Source organism: Phenylobacterium hankyongense (assembly GCF_003254505.1).
GTDB lineage: Bacteria > Pseudomonadota > Alphaproteobacteria > Caulobacterales > Caulobacteraceae > Phenylobacterium > Phenylobacterium hankyongense.
Window position 1 is genome coordinate 2,828,280 of sequence record NZ_QFYP01000001.1, and the last position, 15,729, is coordinate 2,844,008.

General features: G+C 69.3%; 12 protein-coding genes. 8 read left to right on the plus strand and 4 right to left on the minus strand.

Annotated elements, in window-relative coordinates; all coding sequences use genetic code 11:
- Nucleotides 1–126 precede the first annotated feature (126 nt).
- From DJ021_RS13530 to DJ021_RS13555, 6 genes are all read left to right on the plus strand, one after another.
- The gene (locus DJ021_RS13530) at nucleotides 127–903 is read left to right on the plus strand and encodes a DeoR/GlpR family DNA-binding transcription regulator (protein ID WP_111458046.1); all 777 of its coding nucleotides are present in this window, start codon (nucleotides 127–129) and stop codon (nucleotides 901–903) included.
- A 147-nt stretch (nucleotides 904–1,050) separates the two neighbouring features.
- Entirely contained in the window at nucleotides 1,051–2,031 is a 981-nt protein-coding gene (locus tag DJ021_RS13535) for a Gfo/Idh/MocA family protein (RefSeq protein WP_111458047.1), read from the plus strand.
- On the plus strand, nucleotides 2,028–2,816 hold the full coding sequence (locus DJ021_RS13540; RefSeq protein WP_111458048.1) for an SDR family NAD(P)-dependent oxidoreductase: 789 nt from the start codon (nucleotides 2,028–2,030) through the stop codon (nucleotides 2,814–2,816). The genes DJ021_RS13535 and DJ021_RS13540 overlap by 4 nt, the downstream gene beginning before the upstream one ends.
- Before the next feature lie 47 nt (nucleotides 2,817–2,863).
- Nucleotides 2,864–4,357: a M81 family metallopeptidase gene (locus DJ021_RS13545; RefSeq protein ID WP_111458049.1), complete on the plus strand. Its 1,494-nt coding sequence runs from the start codon at nucleotides 2,864–2,866 to the stop codon at nucleotides 4,355–4,357.
- The gene (locus DJ021_RS13550; protein ID WP_111458050.1) at nucleotides 4,354–4,740 is read left to right on the plus strand and encodes a RidA family protein; all 387 of its coding nucleotides are present in this window, start codon (nucleotides 4,354–4,356) and stop codon (nucleotides 4,738–4,740) included. Before DJ021_RS13545 ends, DJ021_RS13550 begins: the two co-directional genes overlap by 4 nt.
- A 43-nt stretch (nucleotides 4,741–4,783) precedes the next feature.
- Entirely contained in the window at nucleotides 4,784–6,091 is a 1,308-nt protein-coding gene (locus DJ021_RS13555) for a spinster family MFS transporter (RefSeq protein WP_111458051.1), read from the plus strand.
- A 238-nt stretch (nucleotides 6,092–6,329) separates the two neighbouring features.
- Here DJ021_RS13555 and DJ021_RS13560 read toward each other — a convergent pair whose 3' ends face one another.
- The 3 genes from DJ021_RS13560 to DJ021_RS13570 form a co-directional block, all read right to left on the minus strand.
- Nucleotides 6,330–8,657, minus strand: coding sequence for a TonB-dependent receptor (locus DJ021_RS13560; RefSeq protein WP_165837217.1), 2,328 nt, complete (start codon nucleotides 8,655–8,657; stop codon nucleotides 6,330–6,332).
- 182 nt (nucleotides 8,658–8,839) lie between these two features.
- Nucleotides 8,840–10,036, minus strand: coding sequence for an alanine racemase (locus DJ021_RS13565; protein WP_111458053.1), 1,197 nt, complete (start codon nucleotides 10,034–10,036; stop codon nucleotides 8,840–8,842).
- A 73-nt stretch (nucleotides 10,037–10,109) separates the two neighbouring features.
- Nucleotides 10,110–11,708, minus strand: coding sequence for an N-acyl-D-amino-acid deacylase family protein (locus tag DJ021_RS13570; RefSeq protein ID WP_111458054.1), 1,599 nt, complete (start codon nucleotides 11,706–11,708; stop codon nucleotides 10,110–10,112).
- A 300-nt stretch (nucleotides 11,709–12,008) separates the two neighbouring features.
- Here DJ021_RS13570 and DJ021_RS13575 point away from each other — a divergent pair, with 300 nt between their 5' ends.
- Nucleotides 12,009–12,917, plus strand: a complete 909-nt coding sequence (locus DJ021_RS13575) for an IclR family transcriptional regulator (protein WP_111458055.1) — start codon at nucleotides 12,009–12,011, stop codon at nucleotides 12,915–12,917.
- Nucleotides 12,918–13,258: 341 nt separating this feature from the next.
- Nucleotides 13,259–14,542, plus strand: a complete 1,284-nt coding sequence (locus DJ021_RS13580) for an aspartate aminotransferase family protein (protein ID WP_111458056.1) — start codon at nucleotides 13,259–13,261, stop codon at nucleotides 14,540–14,542.
- A 57-nt stretch (nucleotides 14,543–14,599) separates the two neighbouring features.
- Here DJ021_RS13580 and DJ021_RS13585 read toward each other — a convergent pair whose 3' ends face one another.
- A complete protein-coding gene (locus DJ021_RS13585; protein ID WP_111458057.1) occupies nucleotides 14,600–15,649 on the minus strand; it encodes an acyltransferase family protein in 1,050 nt (349 codons plus the stop codon).
- Nucleotides 15,650–15,729 lie beyond the last annotated feature (80 nt).

Consider the following 15,729-nt stretch of genomic DNA (forward strand, 5'->3'; position numbering starts at 1 on the left):
ATCGCGCAGGCGCCCGGCTCTTGGGCGCCTGCGCCGCCTGATCCCGGTTCCGCCGCGGTGGCGCCTTGTTCGAAGCGAGCCTGTCGTCCAGGTTCCGCGCAGTTCCCGGAGGCGTTCGTCCACAAGATGTCAGGTCCGATTGCGCGCCGGCACAACCAGATCCTCGACATCGCCCGGCGCACGGGCCGCGTCACCGTGGAGGCGCTCGCCGACCAGCTCGGCGTCACCGTGCAGACCATCCGCAAGGACCTGAACGACCTGTCGTCGCGCAGCCTGCTGGCCCGCGTCCATGGCGGCGCGGTGATCACCTCGGGCATCGACAACCTCTCCTATGAGGCGCGCCGCCAGCTCGCCCAACCGGAGAAGCGGGCGATCGGCAAGGCGGTGGCCGCGCTCATCCCCGACGGCGCCTCGGTGTTCATCAACATCGGCACCACCACCGAGGAGGTGGCCCGCGCGCTCGCCGAGCGGACCGGGCTCCTGGTGATCACCAACAACCTCAACGTGGTCGACCTGCTCTACCGGAACCCGGGCATCGAGGTGGTGGTGGTCGGCGGCCGCGTCCGGCACTTCGACCGCGCGGCGGTGGGCGCCTTCGCCGTGGACTTCATCCGCAACTTCAAGGTCGACATCGCCATCATCGGCGCCTCGGCGCTGGACGAGGACGGCACGCTGCTGGATTTCGACATGAACGAGGTCCAGGTCTCCCAGGCCATCATCCACAACGCGCGCTCGGTGATCCTGGCCACCGACGGCCTGAAGCTCGGGCGGCCCGCGCCCGTCCGGATCGGCCACATCAGCGACATCGACGTCCTGGTCACCGACCGGATGACCAATCCGACCCTGGTCGCGGCCTGCGAGACGCACGGGGTGCAGGTCATCGAGGTCCTGCCGGCGGGCTGACGCTCCGCATGTGTTCTGTTCCTTGGAATTCGTGTCTCAATTATCGGCTGTGAGGCCCACGCCTCCGTCGGGCCAGAGGCCGCTGGACAGACCGGTAATATTGAGACACTAGTTCCACCCGACGGGATAGCCACCTTTCGAGGCGGAATGAGCAGGCTCAAGGTCATTGTCGTGGGCGTGGGCTTCATGGGCCTGCTGCATGCGCGCGCCGTGCAGGGCCTGAGGTCCGCTGAGCTGGTTGGGGTCGTGGACCTCAATGAAGACGCCGCCAAGGCGGCGGCCGCCGCCCTGCAGGTTCCCGCCTTCACGGATCTCGCCCGGGCCATAGCCGAGACGGGCGCGCAGGCCGCGATCATCGCGACCCCCGATCCCAGCCACCGGCGGCCGGCGGAGATCGCCCTCGAAGCGGGGCTCTCCGTGCTCGTCGAAAAGCCGCTGGCCACGACCGTCGAGGATGCGGAGGCGATCACTGAGGCCGCCCGACGCCATGGCGGACGGTTGATGCCGGGCCACATGCTCCGCTTCGACGCCCGTTACGCGCAGGCCGCGGAGGTCATCCGGTCCGGCCAACTGGGCAAGGCCTTCCTGCTCACGGCCAGACATTGGAGCACGAGGTCCCTAGGCGCCCGGGTGGGGCACACGACCAGCCCGCTCTGGCACTTCGCGATCCACCACATCGACCTGATCCAGTGGATCGGCGGCGCGTCGATCCAGTCGATCGACGGCGCCCAGGCGCTGGAATCGGCGGGCGGGTCGAGCGCCTTCCTCAGCCTTGGCCAGCTCTCCAACGGCGTCGGGTTTCAGGTATCGACCGGCTGGACCCTGCCCGACACCGGGGGCCGCTCGACGGAATTCGAGGCGCATTGCGAGGGCGGCGTGATCCGCATCACCTTCGCCCCGGGCGGCGGTCTCACGTCCTGGAATTCGGAGCGCGGTCAGGAAGTCGAAGCCACCGCCTGGCCCACCATCTACGGGCGGCTTGAGGGCCTGCTCCGCCGGGAGGTGGAGCATTTTGTCGAGGCCGTGCTCGACGGCGCCGACTTCGTCGTCACCCCGCAGGACGCGACGGCTGCGATCAGGGCGGCGGTGGCCCTGGAGCAGGCCAGCATCAGGAGAGCCGTTCCATGAGCGCCCCGGGAAAAGGCGTGATCATCATCACCGGCGCCGGCTCGGGCATCGGCCGCGCGACGGCTCGGCGGGTGGCGCAGAGCGGCGCCCACTGCCTGCTCGTCGGCCGTCGGGCCGAGATGCTGGCGGAGACGCAGCGCGCGATCGCAGACGAGGGTGGCCGGGCGAGCTCGCTGTCCGCCGACGTGACGGCGGGCGCGGACCGTGAGGCGATCTTCGCCGCCGCGGGCCAGACCGGCCTGCCGCTCCGGGGACTGGTCAACAATGCCGGCGGCGCGGCGACCACCCCGTTGTTCGCCCAGGATCCGGAGGCCTGGCGCGCCGCGCTGGCGCTGAACGTCGAGTCGGTGTCGCTGCTCAGCGCCGAGGCGATCCGCGTCATGTCGAAGACCGGCGGCGGCGCCATCGTCAACATCGCCTCGGTGTACGGCAAGGTGGCGCTGCGCTCGGCCTACTACAGCTTTCCGACCTCCGACACCGATGGGCCGACACGTCCGCTGCCCTATTCGGCGGCCAAAGGGGCTCTGCGGATGTTGTCGCGTGAACTCGCCGCGGCGGCGGCGCCGTTCAATGTCCGGGTGAACACCGTCTCGCCGGGGATGGTCGAGGTGGAGCGCCAGCGGCTCAGCCCGGAAGCCCGCAAGACCTTCGGCGACGCCACGCCGCTCGGCCGCATGGGGCGGCCGGACGAGATCGCCGGCGCGGTCAACTTCCTGCTGTCGGCGGAGGCCAGCTTCATCACCGGCGCCGAGATCGTCGTCGACGGCGGCTGGACCCTCTGGTGAGCGGACGCATGACCAGCCCGACCACCCCCCTTCAACCGCGAGCAAACATGACCCGGGTGCTGCTAGGCGGCCTCTTCCACGAAACCCACACCTTCGTGCAGGACCAGACGAGACTGGCCGACTTCTCCATCTACCGCGGGGCGGATCTGCTCGCCCGTCGTGGCGACGCATCCCCGATCGACGGGTTCCTCACGGCGGCCGACGCGCTGGGCTGGGACATCGTCCCGGCGGTCGCCTTCGACGCGACACCGTCGGGGGTTGTGGAGCACGAGGCCTTCGAGGCCTTCTGGCAGGCCTTCGAGGCGGCGCTGGTCGAGGCGCTTTCCGACAAGCTGGATGGCGTCTTCGTCTCGCTTCACGGGGCCATGGTCACGTCGCAGCTGGACGACGCGGAGGGCGAACTGCTGGCCCGCATCCGTGCGGTCCCGGGTGCGCAGACGCTGCCGGTCTACGGCGTCATCGACTTCCACACCAACCTGTCGGACGCCATGGCGCAGAACGCCGACGGGCTGGTCTGCTACCGCGAAAACCCGCACATCGACGCCTTCGAGCGCGGCCGCCAGGGCTGCGAGCTTCTGGCCCGTCACCTGCGCACCGGCCGCCGCCCCGTCACCCTCGTGCGGCGCAGTCCCATCCTGCTGCCGCCGACCGGGCAGGGGACCGCCGATGCGCCCATGCGCGAGCTTGAGCTCCTGGCGCGCCGCCTCGAAGCGGAGACCCCGGAGGTCGTCGCGATCAATGTCGTCGCGGGGTTCGCGTTCGCCGACGTGGCGTTCGCCGGCCTTGCCTTCACGGCCCTGGTGGACGGCGACACGGCGGCCGCGGAGCGCTGCCTCGACGCCTTGGCGGAGCTCGCCTGGAGCCTGCGCCACAACGGCATGCCGGTGGAGCATGAGCTGGACCAGGTGCTGCCCACGCTGGCGGCCTCGGAAGCCGGGCCGATCCTGATCGTCGAGCCGGCCGACAACATCGGCGGCGGCGCGCCCGGGGATTGCACCGATGTCCTTCGGGCCTTCCTTCGCCACGAGCTGCCGAACGCGGCGATCGCGATCAATGATCCGGACGCGGTCGCCCGATTGAGCTCGATCGCGCCCGGCGAGAGCCTGGCCCTGGAGATCGGGGGCAAGGGAAGCGAGCTCGATCCCGGACCGGTCCGGCTCGAGGTGGTGCTCGTTTCGATCACCGACGGACGCTTCCAGTTGGAGGACCGGCAGAGCCACCTTGCCGTCATCACCGGGCTCAACGTCGACATGGGCCCGACGGCGGTGGTGCGTCACCGCGGCCTCACCCTGCTGCTCACCTCGCACAAGATTGCGCCGTTCGATCTCGGCCAATGGCGCAGCCAGGGCCTCGATCCAGAGACGTTCAGCTTCATCGGCATCAAGGCGGCGGTCGGCCACCGGCGGGCCTACGACCCCATTGCAGCCGCCAGCTACACCGTGCGCACCCGCGGGCCCTGCACGTCCGACCTGGCGTCGCTGCCCTATCGCAAGGTCCGGCGGCCGATCTTCCCCCTCACCAGCGGAGACATTTCCCAGTGATCGAGTACCCCGCCCAGGCCGACGCGCCCCATAGCCACCTTCCGTTCAGTCCGTGCACGCGTTTCGGAGACCTCATCTTCGTCTCCGGGCAAGCCAGCGTCGACTCCGCGGGGGCGATCGTCACCGACACCTTCGAAGGGGAGGTGCGCCGCTCCATCGACAACCTCCGCCGGGTGCTCGAGTCGGCCGGCAGCGGCCTGCAGTATGTGGTGCAGACCCGCAACTATGTCCGCGACCCGGCGGACGTGGCGGCCTTCAACAGGATCTATCCCGAATACTTCCGGCCCCCGTTTCCGGCGCGGACCACGATCACGAACTGCCTGCCGGAGGTGCTGAAGTACGAGATCGAATGCGTGGCGGTGATGCCGCCGGCGCTGCGCTGACCACACGGCCGCCGGGCGGAGTCCGGCGCGGATGGGATGAACGATGACCGCCAAGCCTCTGGATCCGACGCGCACCGATAGAACCGCCTGGATCACCCTGGCGACGCTCGCCGCGGCCTACGGCGTTCACGCGCTCGACCGCAGCATCTTCACCCTCTTGGTCGAGCCGATCAAACGCGAGCTTGCCCTCTCGGACGCACAGCTCGGGCTGCTGACCGGCCTGGCCTTCGCCATCTTCTACGCCGCCCTGGGCCTGCCCATGGCGCGCCTTGCCGATCGGTGGAACCGCAAGCGCCTGATCATCATCAGCATCGTGATCTTCAGCGCCGCGACGGTGGCTTCCGGGATGGCCGGCGGCTTTGTCTCGCTGCTGCTGGCCCGCGTGCTGGTGGGCATCGGCGAGGCGGGGCCGACGCCGGCTTCGGTGTCCATCCTTTCCGATCGATTTCCCCCGGCGCGTCGACCGCTGGCGATGTCGCTGTTCATTGCCGGGGCGTTGTGCGGCACCACCGCCGGCCTGCTGGCCATCAGCCTGTTCGGCGCCAACGTGAGCTGGCGGACCGTGTTCTGGGGCGCCGGCGCGGGCGGCCTGATCGTGGCGCTGGTCGTCGCCCTTGTCATTCGCGAACCCCAGCGCCGGGCCACCGAGGCGGCGCACGAACACTTCGGGACCGCGATGGCCGGGCTTCTGCGCATCCCATCCTTCCGCTGGATCAGCATCGGCTCGGGCCTGTTCTCGGCGCTGATCGTCAGCGTCCAGGGCTGGGTTCCGGCCTTCCTCACCCGGTCGCACGGCTTCGATCGCAATCACATCGTGCTGTTCCTGGCGCTCGCGTGGGGCGTCGGCGGGGTGGTCGGCGTGACCGTGCTGGGCGCCCTCACCAACTGGATCCGCAAGCGCGGCGGCCCGGCGGTGCTGATCTCGGTGGCGGGGCTGATCGTGGTGACGGTGGCCGTGCTCGCGGTCGCCCTGTCCACGCCTTCGACGCCGCTGTGCGTTGCGGCGCTGGCCGTCGCCTTCTTCCTGATGCCGGCGAGCCAGGGGCCGACGTTCGCGCTGGTCCAGGACATGACGCCGCCGCAGCGCCGCGCCACCGCCACGGCCCTGCTGCAACTGATCTCCAACGGGATCGGCCTGGGCCTTGGGCCGCTGGCGACGGGCGCGCTGAGCGACGCCCTGCGGCCGCACCTGGGCTCGGCCTCGCTGAGGGCGGCCCTGCTCTGGGTGGTGGTCGCCGCCGGCGCGGCGGGAGCCGCGGCCATGGTGCTGGCGGCCCGCCGGATCGTCGGCGATCTGGCGCGGGAGGACACCCTGGCGAGGGCTCCGGCCCTGGAGCCGGCGGCCAGCTGAGGCCGCTCCGCCGCAGAGCGGGGTCGCCGATCGCGTCCGGCCGGCAGACGGGCGCACGGCCCTCGGACTGCCGCTGCCGGTCCGCAGCGCCGACCGCCAATAACCCCCTCCAAGCCCGTCCTGCGCGACGCCAGACGGCGCGCCGCAGGGCCCCATCCGCAGTCGTCGTTTGAGCGGCGGACAACAAGAAGCCCGCCGGCGAAAAACGCCGGCGGGCTTCAGTGGCGGCGGTCGTGGACTACCAGCGCTTGGTGGCGGTCAGGCCGACGGTGAACGGCTGGACCGGATGGCCGCCGTTGTAGGGGAAGCCGATGAGCGGGCTCCGCTGGATGTCGAGGACCGAGTTGTCGTTGAGAATATTGTCGGCGAACACCGAGATGTCATAGCCCTGCCGGGTCACACCGAACCGCGCATTGAGCGTGTTCACCATGGGGTTCACGACGAGGGCCGGGTTGTAGAGCTTGTCCGTCGGGTTGAGGAACGGGAAGGAGCCGTCGTTCATGCTCCTGTAGCGGTCTTCGACGCGCACATAGCCCGACGCATCGTGCGGCAGATCAAACGAGTATTCAGCCGCGACGCTGACGTTCCATGGCGGCGTATCGGCGATCTGCTCACCCTTGCGGGTGAAGACGTTGGAGCCCAGGGCGGCGCCCTTGCTGTAGGTGGCGGACGTGTAGCCCGTCGCCAGCGACAGGGTGAGGTTCCTCACCGGGTTCGCGGTGACGCCCAGGTCGAAGCCGTTCACCGAGGCGTCGCCCAGATTGGCCAGGAAGTTGCCGCTGCAGGCCGCCACCGTCACGTTGTTGGTGATGTTCTTCCAGTCGATATGGAAGGCGCTGGCGTCAACCCGGACGCGGCCGCCGAACAGGCTGCTCTTCGAGCCGGCCTCGTAGCTCCACAGCGAGTCCGGCGCGTAGGTCGTGGTGTCGCCATAGCCGGAAAGCGCCGTCTGGCAGCCGGGCTGGGCGAAGCCCGACAGCGGCGTGTTCGCGCCGCCGGCCCGGTAGCCCTTCGCCGCCGAGACGTAGAACAGCTGGTCGCGCGACGGCTTGTAGTTCAACGAGATCCGCGGCGTGACCGGCGACGACTTGGCCGATCCCTGGAAGGACGCAAGCCCGGTGAGGGGACCGGCGCCGACGTAGTAGAAGTTCTGCTCGAGGTGCGAGAACCGGACCCCGCCCGCGATCGAAAGCTGATCGGTCAGGGCGAATTCGGCGTCGACGAAAGCGGCGATTTCCTTGTCGACGAACCCCTGCTGGGAGAACAGCGAGTAGACGCCATTGGCCATCCCGTGGCCGAACTTCTGCTCCACGGTCTTGCCGAAGCTCGATTGAATGTAGTTCCCGAAGTTGGGTGAGTAGATCTGCTGGACGCCGTCCACGACGGAGCGCCGGTAGAACGCGCCCACCGTCCACTTCAGGCGGGCGTTGGGATCGGTGTTCGCCAGACGGAACTCCTGCGAGAAGTTCCGCTGCGTCGAGTTCAGCTGCAACTGGCTCATATTTGCAGCGGACGTCGGCTGCGGACCGTTGACGATGGACGGCACGAAGGTGGTGTAGTCCGCCGTCTGGTTGCTGTCGCGGCTCAGGTAGGCGGTGATCGAGGTGAACTTCACGGCCCCCAGGTCGACCGACATGTTCAGCGACGGCAGGAAGAATTTGTCTCGCGACGGAGACAGCATGAGGTTCGTCGCGATGTACTGGTGGTTGTGCGGGTTCGACGCGGCTTCGTTGATGAACGAGCGGTTGTTCGTTTTGACGTCTTGGTAATACAGCGACGGCGTGATGGTCACATTGTCGGTCGGCGCATAGGCGAGCGCCGCGCGCATCGCGTAAGTGTCCGAATAGTCGGTGTTCTTCTGATTAACCCCGCCCGGGATTGAGCTGTAGTTGTCCACCACGCCGCCGTCCCGGCGGTAGTCGGCGCTGATGCGGAAGCCGAGCTTGTCCTGGATGATCGGTCCGCCGACCGCCGCCCCGGCTTCATACGACAGGCCGCCGCCGCTGGTGTCGGCGACTTCCCCGCGGGCGTAGCCGCTGGAGCTCGTCAGGCTCGGCTGCGGCGTGATGAAGCGCACGGCGCCGCCCATGGCGCTGCCGCCGAACAAGGTGCCCTGCGGACCGCGAAGGACCTCGATCCGGTCCAGATCGAAGATCTTGGGCGTCGGCACGGTGGTCGTGCCGAACCCCTTGTTGAACAGCAGCGGCACGTCGTCGATGTAGATCGCCGTGGTCGGGGGACCCCGCAGCGCATCGGCTGCGACCCCGCGGATGGTGATGTTGTTGGTCACGCCCGTCGACTGGAACGTCAGTCCCGGCGTGATCGCGGCCAGGCCGTTGACGTCGCGCACGCCGCTCTTGTCGAGGGACTTCTCATCATAGGCGCTGATGCTGATCGGCACGTCCAGCAGGCGTTCCGCGCGCTTCGTGGCGGTGACGACGATCTCCTCCACCTGAGTGACGGGCTTGTCTGCGGCCTCCTGGGCGGCCGCTGGCAAGCCGACCGACGTGATCAGCGCGAAAGCGGCGGCCGAGCAGCAGAGCTTTCGCTTTTGCGTGAGTTGCACCCTCATCGATGTTCCCTAATGTTTTGGTGAGCGGGACAGATATCCCACGTAGCGATAACCTACCGTCCCGTAGACAGGGACGCAATGTGCCAAATGTGCCGTTTGATGGGACGAATTGCGCGAGAACTGGGCAGGTCTGCCGCTCGGCTGTGCGGGAAGCGTGCGCCTTTGCGCTCCCGGGATCAGAACCTGGTGTGGGCCAGCTCGACGATCCGCAGCGCGTCGTCGACGATCGGAACGACGCGCCATTTGTCGAAGGCGGTGCAGGGGTGGGAGACGCCGAAGATCACCACGTCGCCGACCTGCAGGTCGTGAGAGCATGACAGGAAGCCATGCTGATCGTTCAGCCGCACAAGCTCGACGCCGTCAGCGCTTCGACGGGGCCCGTCGCCCCCGGGGATGACCGCCAGGGCCGTCGGCAGCCCGGCGTCGTACGGGACGTCGCGCTTTCCGACATCGCAGATGGCCAGGCCCGGCTCGGGGCAGGACAGGACGGTGCTGATGACCTCGATCGCCGGCCGAAACGCCGGATGCGGATCGCGGAACGGGGTCAGCGCGGCGTAGGCGCCATGGTCGTGGGTGACGTAGCAGCCGCTCCTCAGGACAACGCGTGTCGTCGCCCCCGGCAGGGGCCGCGTCAGCTCCTCGGCCACCAGGTCGAAATACACGCTGCCGCCGGCCGTCAGGATGACCTCGCCGTCCTGCCCGCAAAGGCCCAGGTCCACGAGCTCCGCAGCCAGGGACCAGATGCGGCGGAGGAAGCCGCGGACGTCCTCGTCGACGGCGGGATCCCGCGTCGAGCCCCCGAGGATGCCCTCGAAGCCGCCGACGCCGGCCAGCCGCAGATGCGGGGACGCGGCGATACGACGCGCCACCTCCAGCCCCGCCTCCCGGGTCCTGACGCCGGCCCGGCCCTGCGACAGTCCGACCTCGAGCAGCACCGGCAGGACGCCCCCCGTAACGCCTCGCGCCAGGCGCTCGGCGCCTTCCAGGGAGTCGACGTAGCAGTAGACGGTCGGCCCGGCGTTGCTGAGCGTGGAGTTGAGCCAGGCGATCGCCGCCGGATCGACCACCTCGTTGGCGATCAGGATGCGGGGACCGGCCTGGGCGCCGAGCGCGATGGCCTGCGAGACCGACGCCACCGTGACGCCCCAGGCGCCGGCCGCCAGCTGCCGTCGCACGATCTCGGGCGACATGGTCGTCTTGGCGTGCGGCGCCAGGTCGACGCCATGATCGCGGCAGTAGGCCGCCATCAGCTCGATGTTCCAGTCGAGGGCGGTTTCCCGCACCACCATCAGGGGCGTCGAAATCCGCGAGGACAGGGCGTACTCGCCCTGCAGGTCGCCCTGCGCGGTCGCCAGGCTCTTCGCTGCTTCCATGGTCGTGCTCTGTGTTGGGATGCGAGTTCTGGTCCCGGCCGCGTCGACGAAACGGCCCGGACCGGTCGGGATTCTAGGCGGCGTATCGAAGCAGGCGCCCCGATCGCGCGCCGGTCTCGGCGCCGGCTTCGAGCGCGACCGCGCCGTTGACGACCACCACCTCGACGCCCTCGGCCAGTTCGAACGGATTGGTGAAGGTGGCGCGGTCGCTCACGCGGCTGGGATCGAGAATGGTGATGTCGGCGAAGCACCCCGGCGTCAGGCGGCCCCGATCGCGCAGCTTCAACCGGTCGGCCGGGGCGGAGGTCATCTTCCGGATCGCCTCGGCGAGCGTCAGCGCGGCCTGGTCGCGCACGTAACGGCCGAGCACCCGCGGGAAGGAGCCGAAGCTGCGCGGGTGCACGCGGCTGCCGTCGTCCCTGGCCGGCAGGGCCAGCCCGTCCGAGCCGATGATGGCGAGGTCATCGCGCATGAAGCTGACGACGTCGGCCTCGTCCCGATAGTGGAGGACCACGTGCACTTCGTTGCCGAACTCCTCGACCAGCCGCAGCGCCAGCTCCTCGCCGGAAAGTGCGTGCCCGTCGGCCAGCTCGGCGATCGAGTGGCCGATCATCTCGTGGCATTGCGGCGGCGCGGCCGAGACGATGAACCGCTCCCACCGCCAGGGGCCCTCGACGGCCCACCAGCTCTGGCCCGCGTCGGCCAGGGCCTGGCGGCGGGTAGCCGGATCGCGAAGGCGCTCGCGCATGGCCTCCAGGCCGCCGGCCTGCACCCAGGACGGCAGGTACTGCGACAGCGACGAGGACGAGGCGTCATAGGGATAGACGTCGAACGCCACATCCACGCCGTCGGCGCGCAGCTTGTGGAACCGCTCGAGGACCTCGCCGCCCTTGCCCCAGTTGGACGGCTGATTGATCGCCAGGTGCGAGTACTGCAGGCGCACGCCGGAGGCCCGCGTGGTGGCCGCCGCCTCGTTGAAGGCCTCGAGCTCGGTCACGCCGCTGGCGCGGATATGCGTGGCGTACATGCGGTCGTAGGCGCTGGTCAGGTTCACCAGCTCCTGGACCTCTTCCTGGTCGGCGTAGCAGGAGGGCACGATCGACAGCCCGGTGGTGAAGCCGAACGCCCCCTGCTCGAAGGCCTCTGCGAGCAGCCGCGACATCCCCCCGCGGACATGGGCGGGGCAGGGGCCGGCCACGCCCCCCAGTCCCGCGGCGATCCGCAGGGCGCCGTGTCCCACCAGCGGCACGATGTTCAGCGCCGGCGCGGCCGCCTCGACCGCCCGGGCGTAGCCGTCGAGATCGGTCCAGTCGAAGCTGGTCTCGTGCAGCGAGACGACCTGCATCAGCTCCCGGTGCTGATCGCGATGCGCCTGGTTCAGGGGGAAGGCCGAGAGGCTGCAGTTGCCGATCACCTCCGTGGTGACGCCCTGGTGCAGCTTGCTCTGGCAACAGGGCTGGCAGACGGCCGACAGGTCCGAGTGCGTATGGATGTCGATGAACCCGGGGCTGATGAGCCGGTCGGTGGCGTCGATGGTCTTGGTCGCCGTGGCGTCTTCCGGAATGTCGCCGAGCGCGACGATGCGATCGGCGACGACCCCGACGCCGCCGGCGCGCAGGTCTCCCGCGTCGTCGAAGTAGTGGCCGTTCCTGATGAGCAGATCGAAATGCATGACGCTCTTTCCCGCTGGCGGACTGCGAGTTCGCGACGATCGGGGAGACGCACCCCGCGAGACCTGACGGGGACAGCTCGGCGCCGCAGGCCTACACTGGCATGGAACTTTCGGACCGTACAGTGGGACGAAGGTTCCTGCTCGCGGAATGAGCGGGGCGGGCTATGAGATTGGGCGGTGCAGCCAGGGGCCGGGCATCGGCCCATCTACTTGCACGCGTGGATTGAACATGCGGTGCTCATGGGCCAAATAGACCGTACGTCCCGATTGACGGGACGCGCGCCTGCCCATGGATAGCTGATGAACACCAAGATCACAGCCGACGCCGCCAAGCGGGGTGACGAGCTCAAGGCGCGCGCCGTGCGGGCCTTGCCGAACGCCGCCGCGGCGGACACCTCCCGCAGCCCGCGCGGCCGGACGGAAAGCGATCCGGAGCGGTCCGGCGGCCGCTCCGTCGCCCGCACCTGCGCGATCCTGCGGCTGGTCGGGCAGGGCGAAGACGAAGGCGTCTCGCTGCTGGACGTGGCGGCGGCCACGGAGCTGCCGAAGAGCTCAGCCCACCGCTATCTCCAGGTCCTCGAAGCGGAAGGCTTCGTGGAGCGTGACGCGCGCTCCTCCCGCTACCGCCTGGGCATCGGCCTGATGGCGCTGCAGACCGGCTTCGTCGACCGGCTGATCCAGCGGACCCGCCCGTTCCTGGCCAAGGTTCGCGACCGGTACGACGAGACGGTCAATCTGGGCATGCTGGTCGGGCATCAGATCGTCTATCTGGACATCCTGGAGAGCGCCCGGACCATGCGCCTGGCGGCGCGCCGGGGCGACACGGAGTCGATCCACGCCACCGCCCTTGGGAAGGCCATCGCCGCCCATCGCTCGGATCAGGAGGTGCTGGCCCTGCTGCGGCGCGGCGGCATGCCGAGGCTGACCGGCCGCACGATCACCGAGCCGGAGGAGTTCCTGCGCGAGCTGGAACGGGTGCGAGCCAGCGGCTACGCCGTGGACGACCGCGAGAACGAACCCGAGGGGCGCTGCGTGGCCGTGTTCGTGCCGGGCCTGAGCACGCCCACCGCCATCAGCCTGAGCGGGGTGGCGAGCCGCTTCCCCATGGAGAAGGCCCAGGAGGTCGCCGACAGCCTGCGCGTGGCCGCGATGGAAATCAGCGGCGAGAACATCGCGCCCATAAAGCCGCTGGCGCCCACCGAAGCCTGAGCCGGCCGGCCTCCACGGCCGGTCCCGGGCGCGACGCCCAGAGCGATCGTTTCTGACAGCGCGCGGACGCGCGCGGCTGACGCCGTGCGCGCGCCTCGGCGCGTCCGCGGTTCCGCGGGAGCTCCAGGATTTCTGGATTCCATTCCATTTTGGAGTGGACTTTGCAGCATGCCGCCTGCATTTTTGGGACAACGGTTCCGCTAGTCGGAACATCGTGGTCATCCCCGTCCTTGCCGAGTGCGCCTTCAGCAGGCCGGTCCGGCGGCCGTGATCGCAGTGACGAGAGGAGCTCGACCCTGTCTCAGCTGGACCCTAGCCTTGCGCCGACCAATCGCGGCCTCGTGCAATCCGAAGACTATGAGCGCAAGGCCCGGAAGTTCATCCCGGGCGGCGTGAACAGCAACGTGCGCCTGGCCGCGCCGACGATCTGCTTCAGCCACGCCCGCGGCTCGAAGCTCTACGATCTCGACGGCAATGAATACATCGACTACGCGCTCGGCATGGGGCCGACTATTCTCGGCCACGCCCCGCCGTCGGTGATCCAGGCCGTGCAGGAGACCTTGTCGCTCGGGCAACTCTTCGCGGGTCAGCATCCGCTCGAGCTCGAGCTCGCCGAGCTGCTTGCGGCGCACATCCCGTCGGCGGAGCGCGTGCGGATCGGCCTCACCGGATCGGAGATGGTGCAGGCCGCCCTGCGGGTCGCGCGGGCCCATACCGGCCGGCCCGGCTTCATCAAGTTCGAAGGCCAGTACCACGGCTGGTTCGACAACGTTCTGGTGAACCACTCCGGCCCGGCCAACGATCCGGCCGGCGAGCTGCCGTTCCCGATCCACCTGCAGACCGCCGGCCAGGCCGTGTCCGCCACCACGGACACCCACGTGCTTCCGTGGAACGACCTGGGCGCCGTGGCGCGGCTGCTCGCCGCGCGCGGCGACCAGATCGCGGCGATCATCACCGAACCTGTCATGTGCAACACCGGCGCGCTCGCGCCGCGCGACGGCTACCTGCAGGGCCTGCGCGAGCTCTGCGACCAGTACGGCGTGGTGCTGATCTTCGACGAGGTGATCACCGGCTTCCGCCTGGGGCTCTCGGGCGCGCAGGGCAAGTTCGGGGTGACGCCCGACCTGTCGACCTTCGCCAAGGCCTTCGGCGGCGGTTTCCCGGTGGCGGCGCTGGCCGGCAAGGCGGAGATCATGGACCTCTTCGGCGCCGGCTCGGTCAACCATTCGGGCACCTACAATTCCAACCTCGTGAGCATCGCCGCCGGCATCGCGACGCTGCGCGAGCTCACCGCCGACGACGGGGCGCTCTTCTCGAAGATCGCCGCGACCGGCGAGGACATCATGTCGGGCATCCGAGACGCCGCCCGCCGGCATGGCGCCAATCTCAAGGTGCTGGGGTTCGGCGCGGTGTTCCACACGCTGTTCACCGACGCGCCGGAGACCTACGACTACGCCTCGTACAAGCGCGCCGACGCGGCCCGCCAGAAGCGCTTCATGGACGCCTTGCTCCCGCTCGGGATCCGGCCGACCGGGCGCGGGACGTGGTTCGTCTCCGCCGCGCATTCCGGCGAGGACGTGGACCGCACCGTGGCGGCCGTCGACCAGGTCCTGCGCGCGGGGTGAGCCCCGTCCGCTCCGGAGCGGACGGCCAAGACCGCGGCCGGGATCGGCGCTCGGGCTCTACGTCGCGGGCCGACGAATGGCCGCGCGCCTGCAGGGCGTCCACGTCGCCAGCCATGCCCTGACCGGCACGTCGTAGAACCTGTTCAGAAGGTAGGCCGCGATCAGCGGGACGATGAAACCTGCCGCGACCAGGACCGCAGGATTTCGGATGTGGACCATCTCCGCGCCGCGCTGGATGACCCGCAGCAGGGGATGGTGGATGACGTAGATCGGGTAGCTCATCAGTCCCAGCCAACGGGCGACGCCATCCGCGCGGCTGGGGGCGGCGCCCGCGCCCACATAGACGATGACGGGAACCGCCAGGATCACCACCGCGGCCTGGCCCATCGCGCCGAGGTTGGGCGCCAGGAGTAGGGCCGCCAGGACCACCGGCAGGGCGAGCGCCAGGTGATTGCGCCACACCGGCAGGCGGCGGAGCAGCACGCCCATCGCGAACGGGAACAGCACCCGCGCAAATCCGTCGGCCAGATGGGGCCAGGCCCATCCGACGTCCAAGCCTCCGTTGCGCGCCGCCGTCCAGATGGTCAGGGCCACCGCGCCGATGACGACGGCGGCGAGCCGCGGGGTGGTCAGGCGCAGGACCAGCAGGCCGAAGGCGACATTGATCGCCACCTCGAAGGACAGGGACCAGAGCGGCGGGTCGGTGGGAAAGGTGAAGTTGTTGGTCACCGAGAGCGCTGAAGTCGGCAACAGGGCCATGTTGAGCGCCGTGGCTCCAAGCACGCCCAGCGCCGGAGCGTCGTGGTAGATCACGACGCGAGCCAGGACGACCAGCCCGCCGAGCACCGCGCCCAGCGCCGCCAGGGGCATCAGGCGGATCGCCCGCTCGCGCATGAAGCCGCCGAACGACAGAACCGTCTTCAGCCTGTCCTCGTAGGCGTGCGCGATCACGAAGCCTGACAGGCAGAAGAAGAAGTCGACCCCCAGGTGCGCCGACACCGGCCGAGGCTCGACATGCAGCACCTCGGTGATGTGCAGCCACAGGACGGCGAGGGCCGCGACGCCTCGAAGTCCGTCCAGCGTCTCGTAGCGCTTCGTCACGTGCATGGTCGTCCCCAGCCCGTGTGCGGCCGCCTACCGGATAGCCTGGAAGGTTAAAGGTTCAGCAAAGGTCGGCTGGGTGTTCC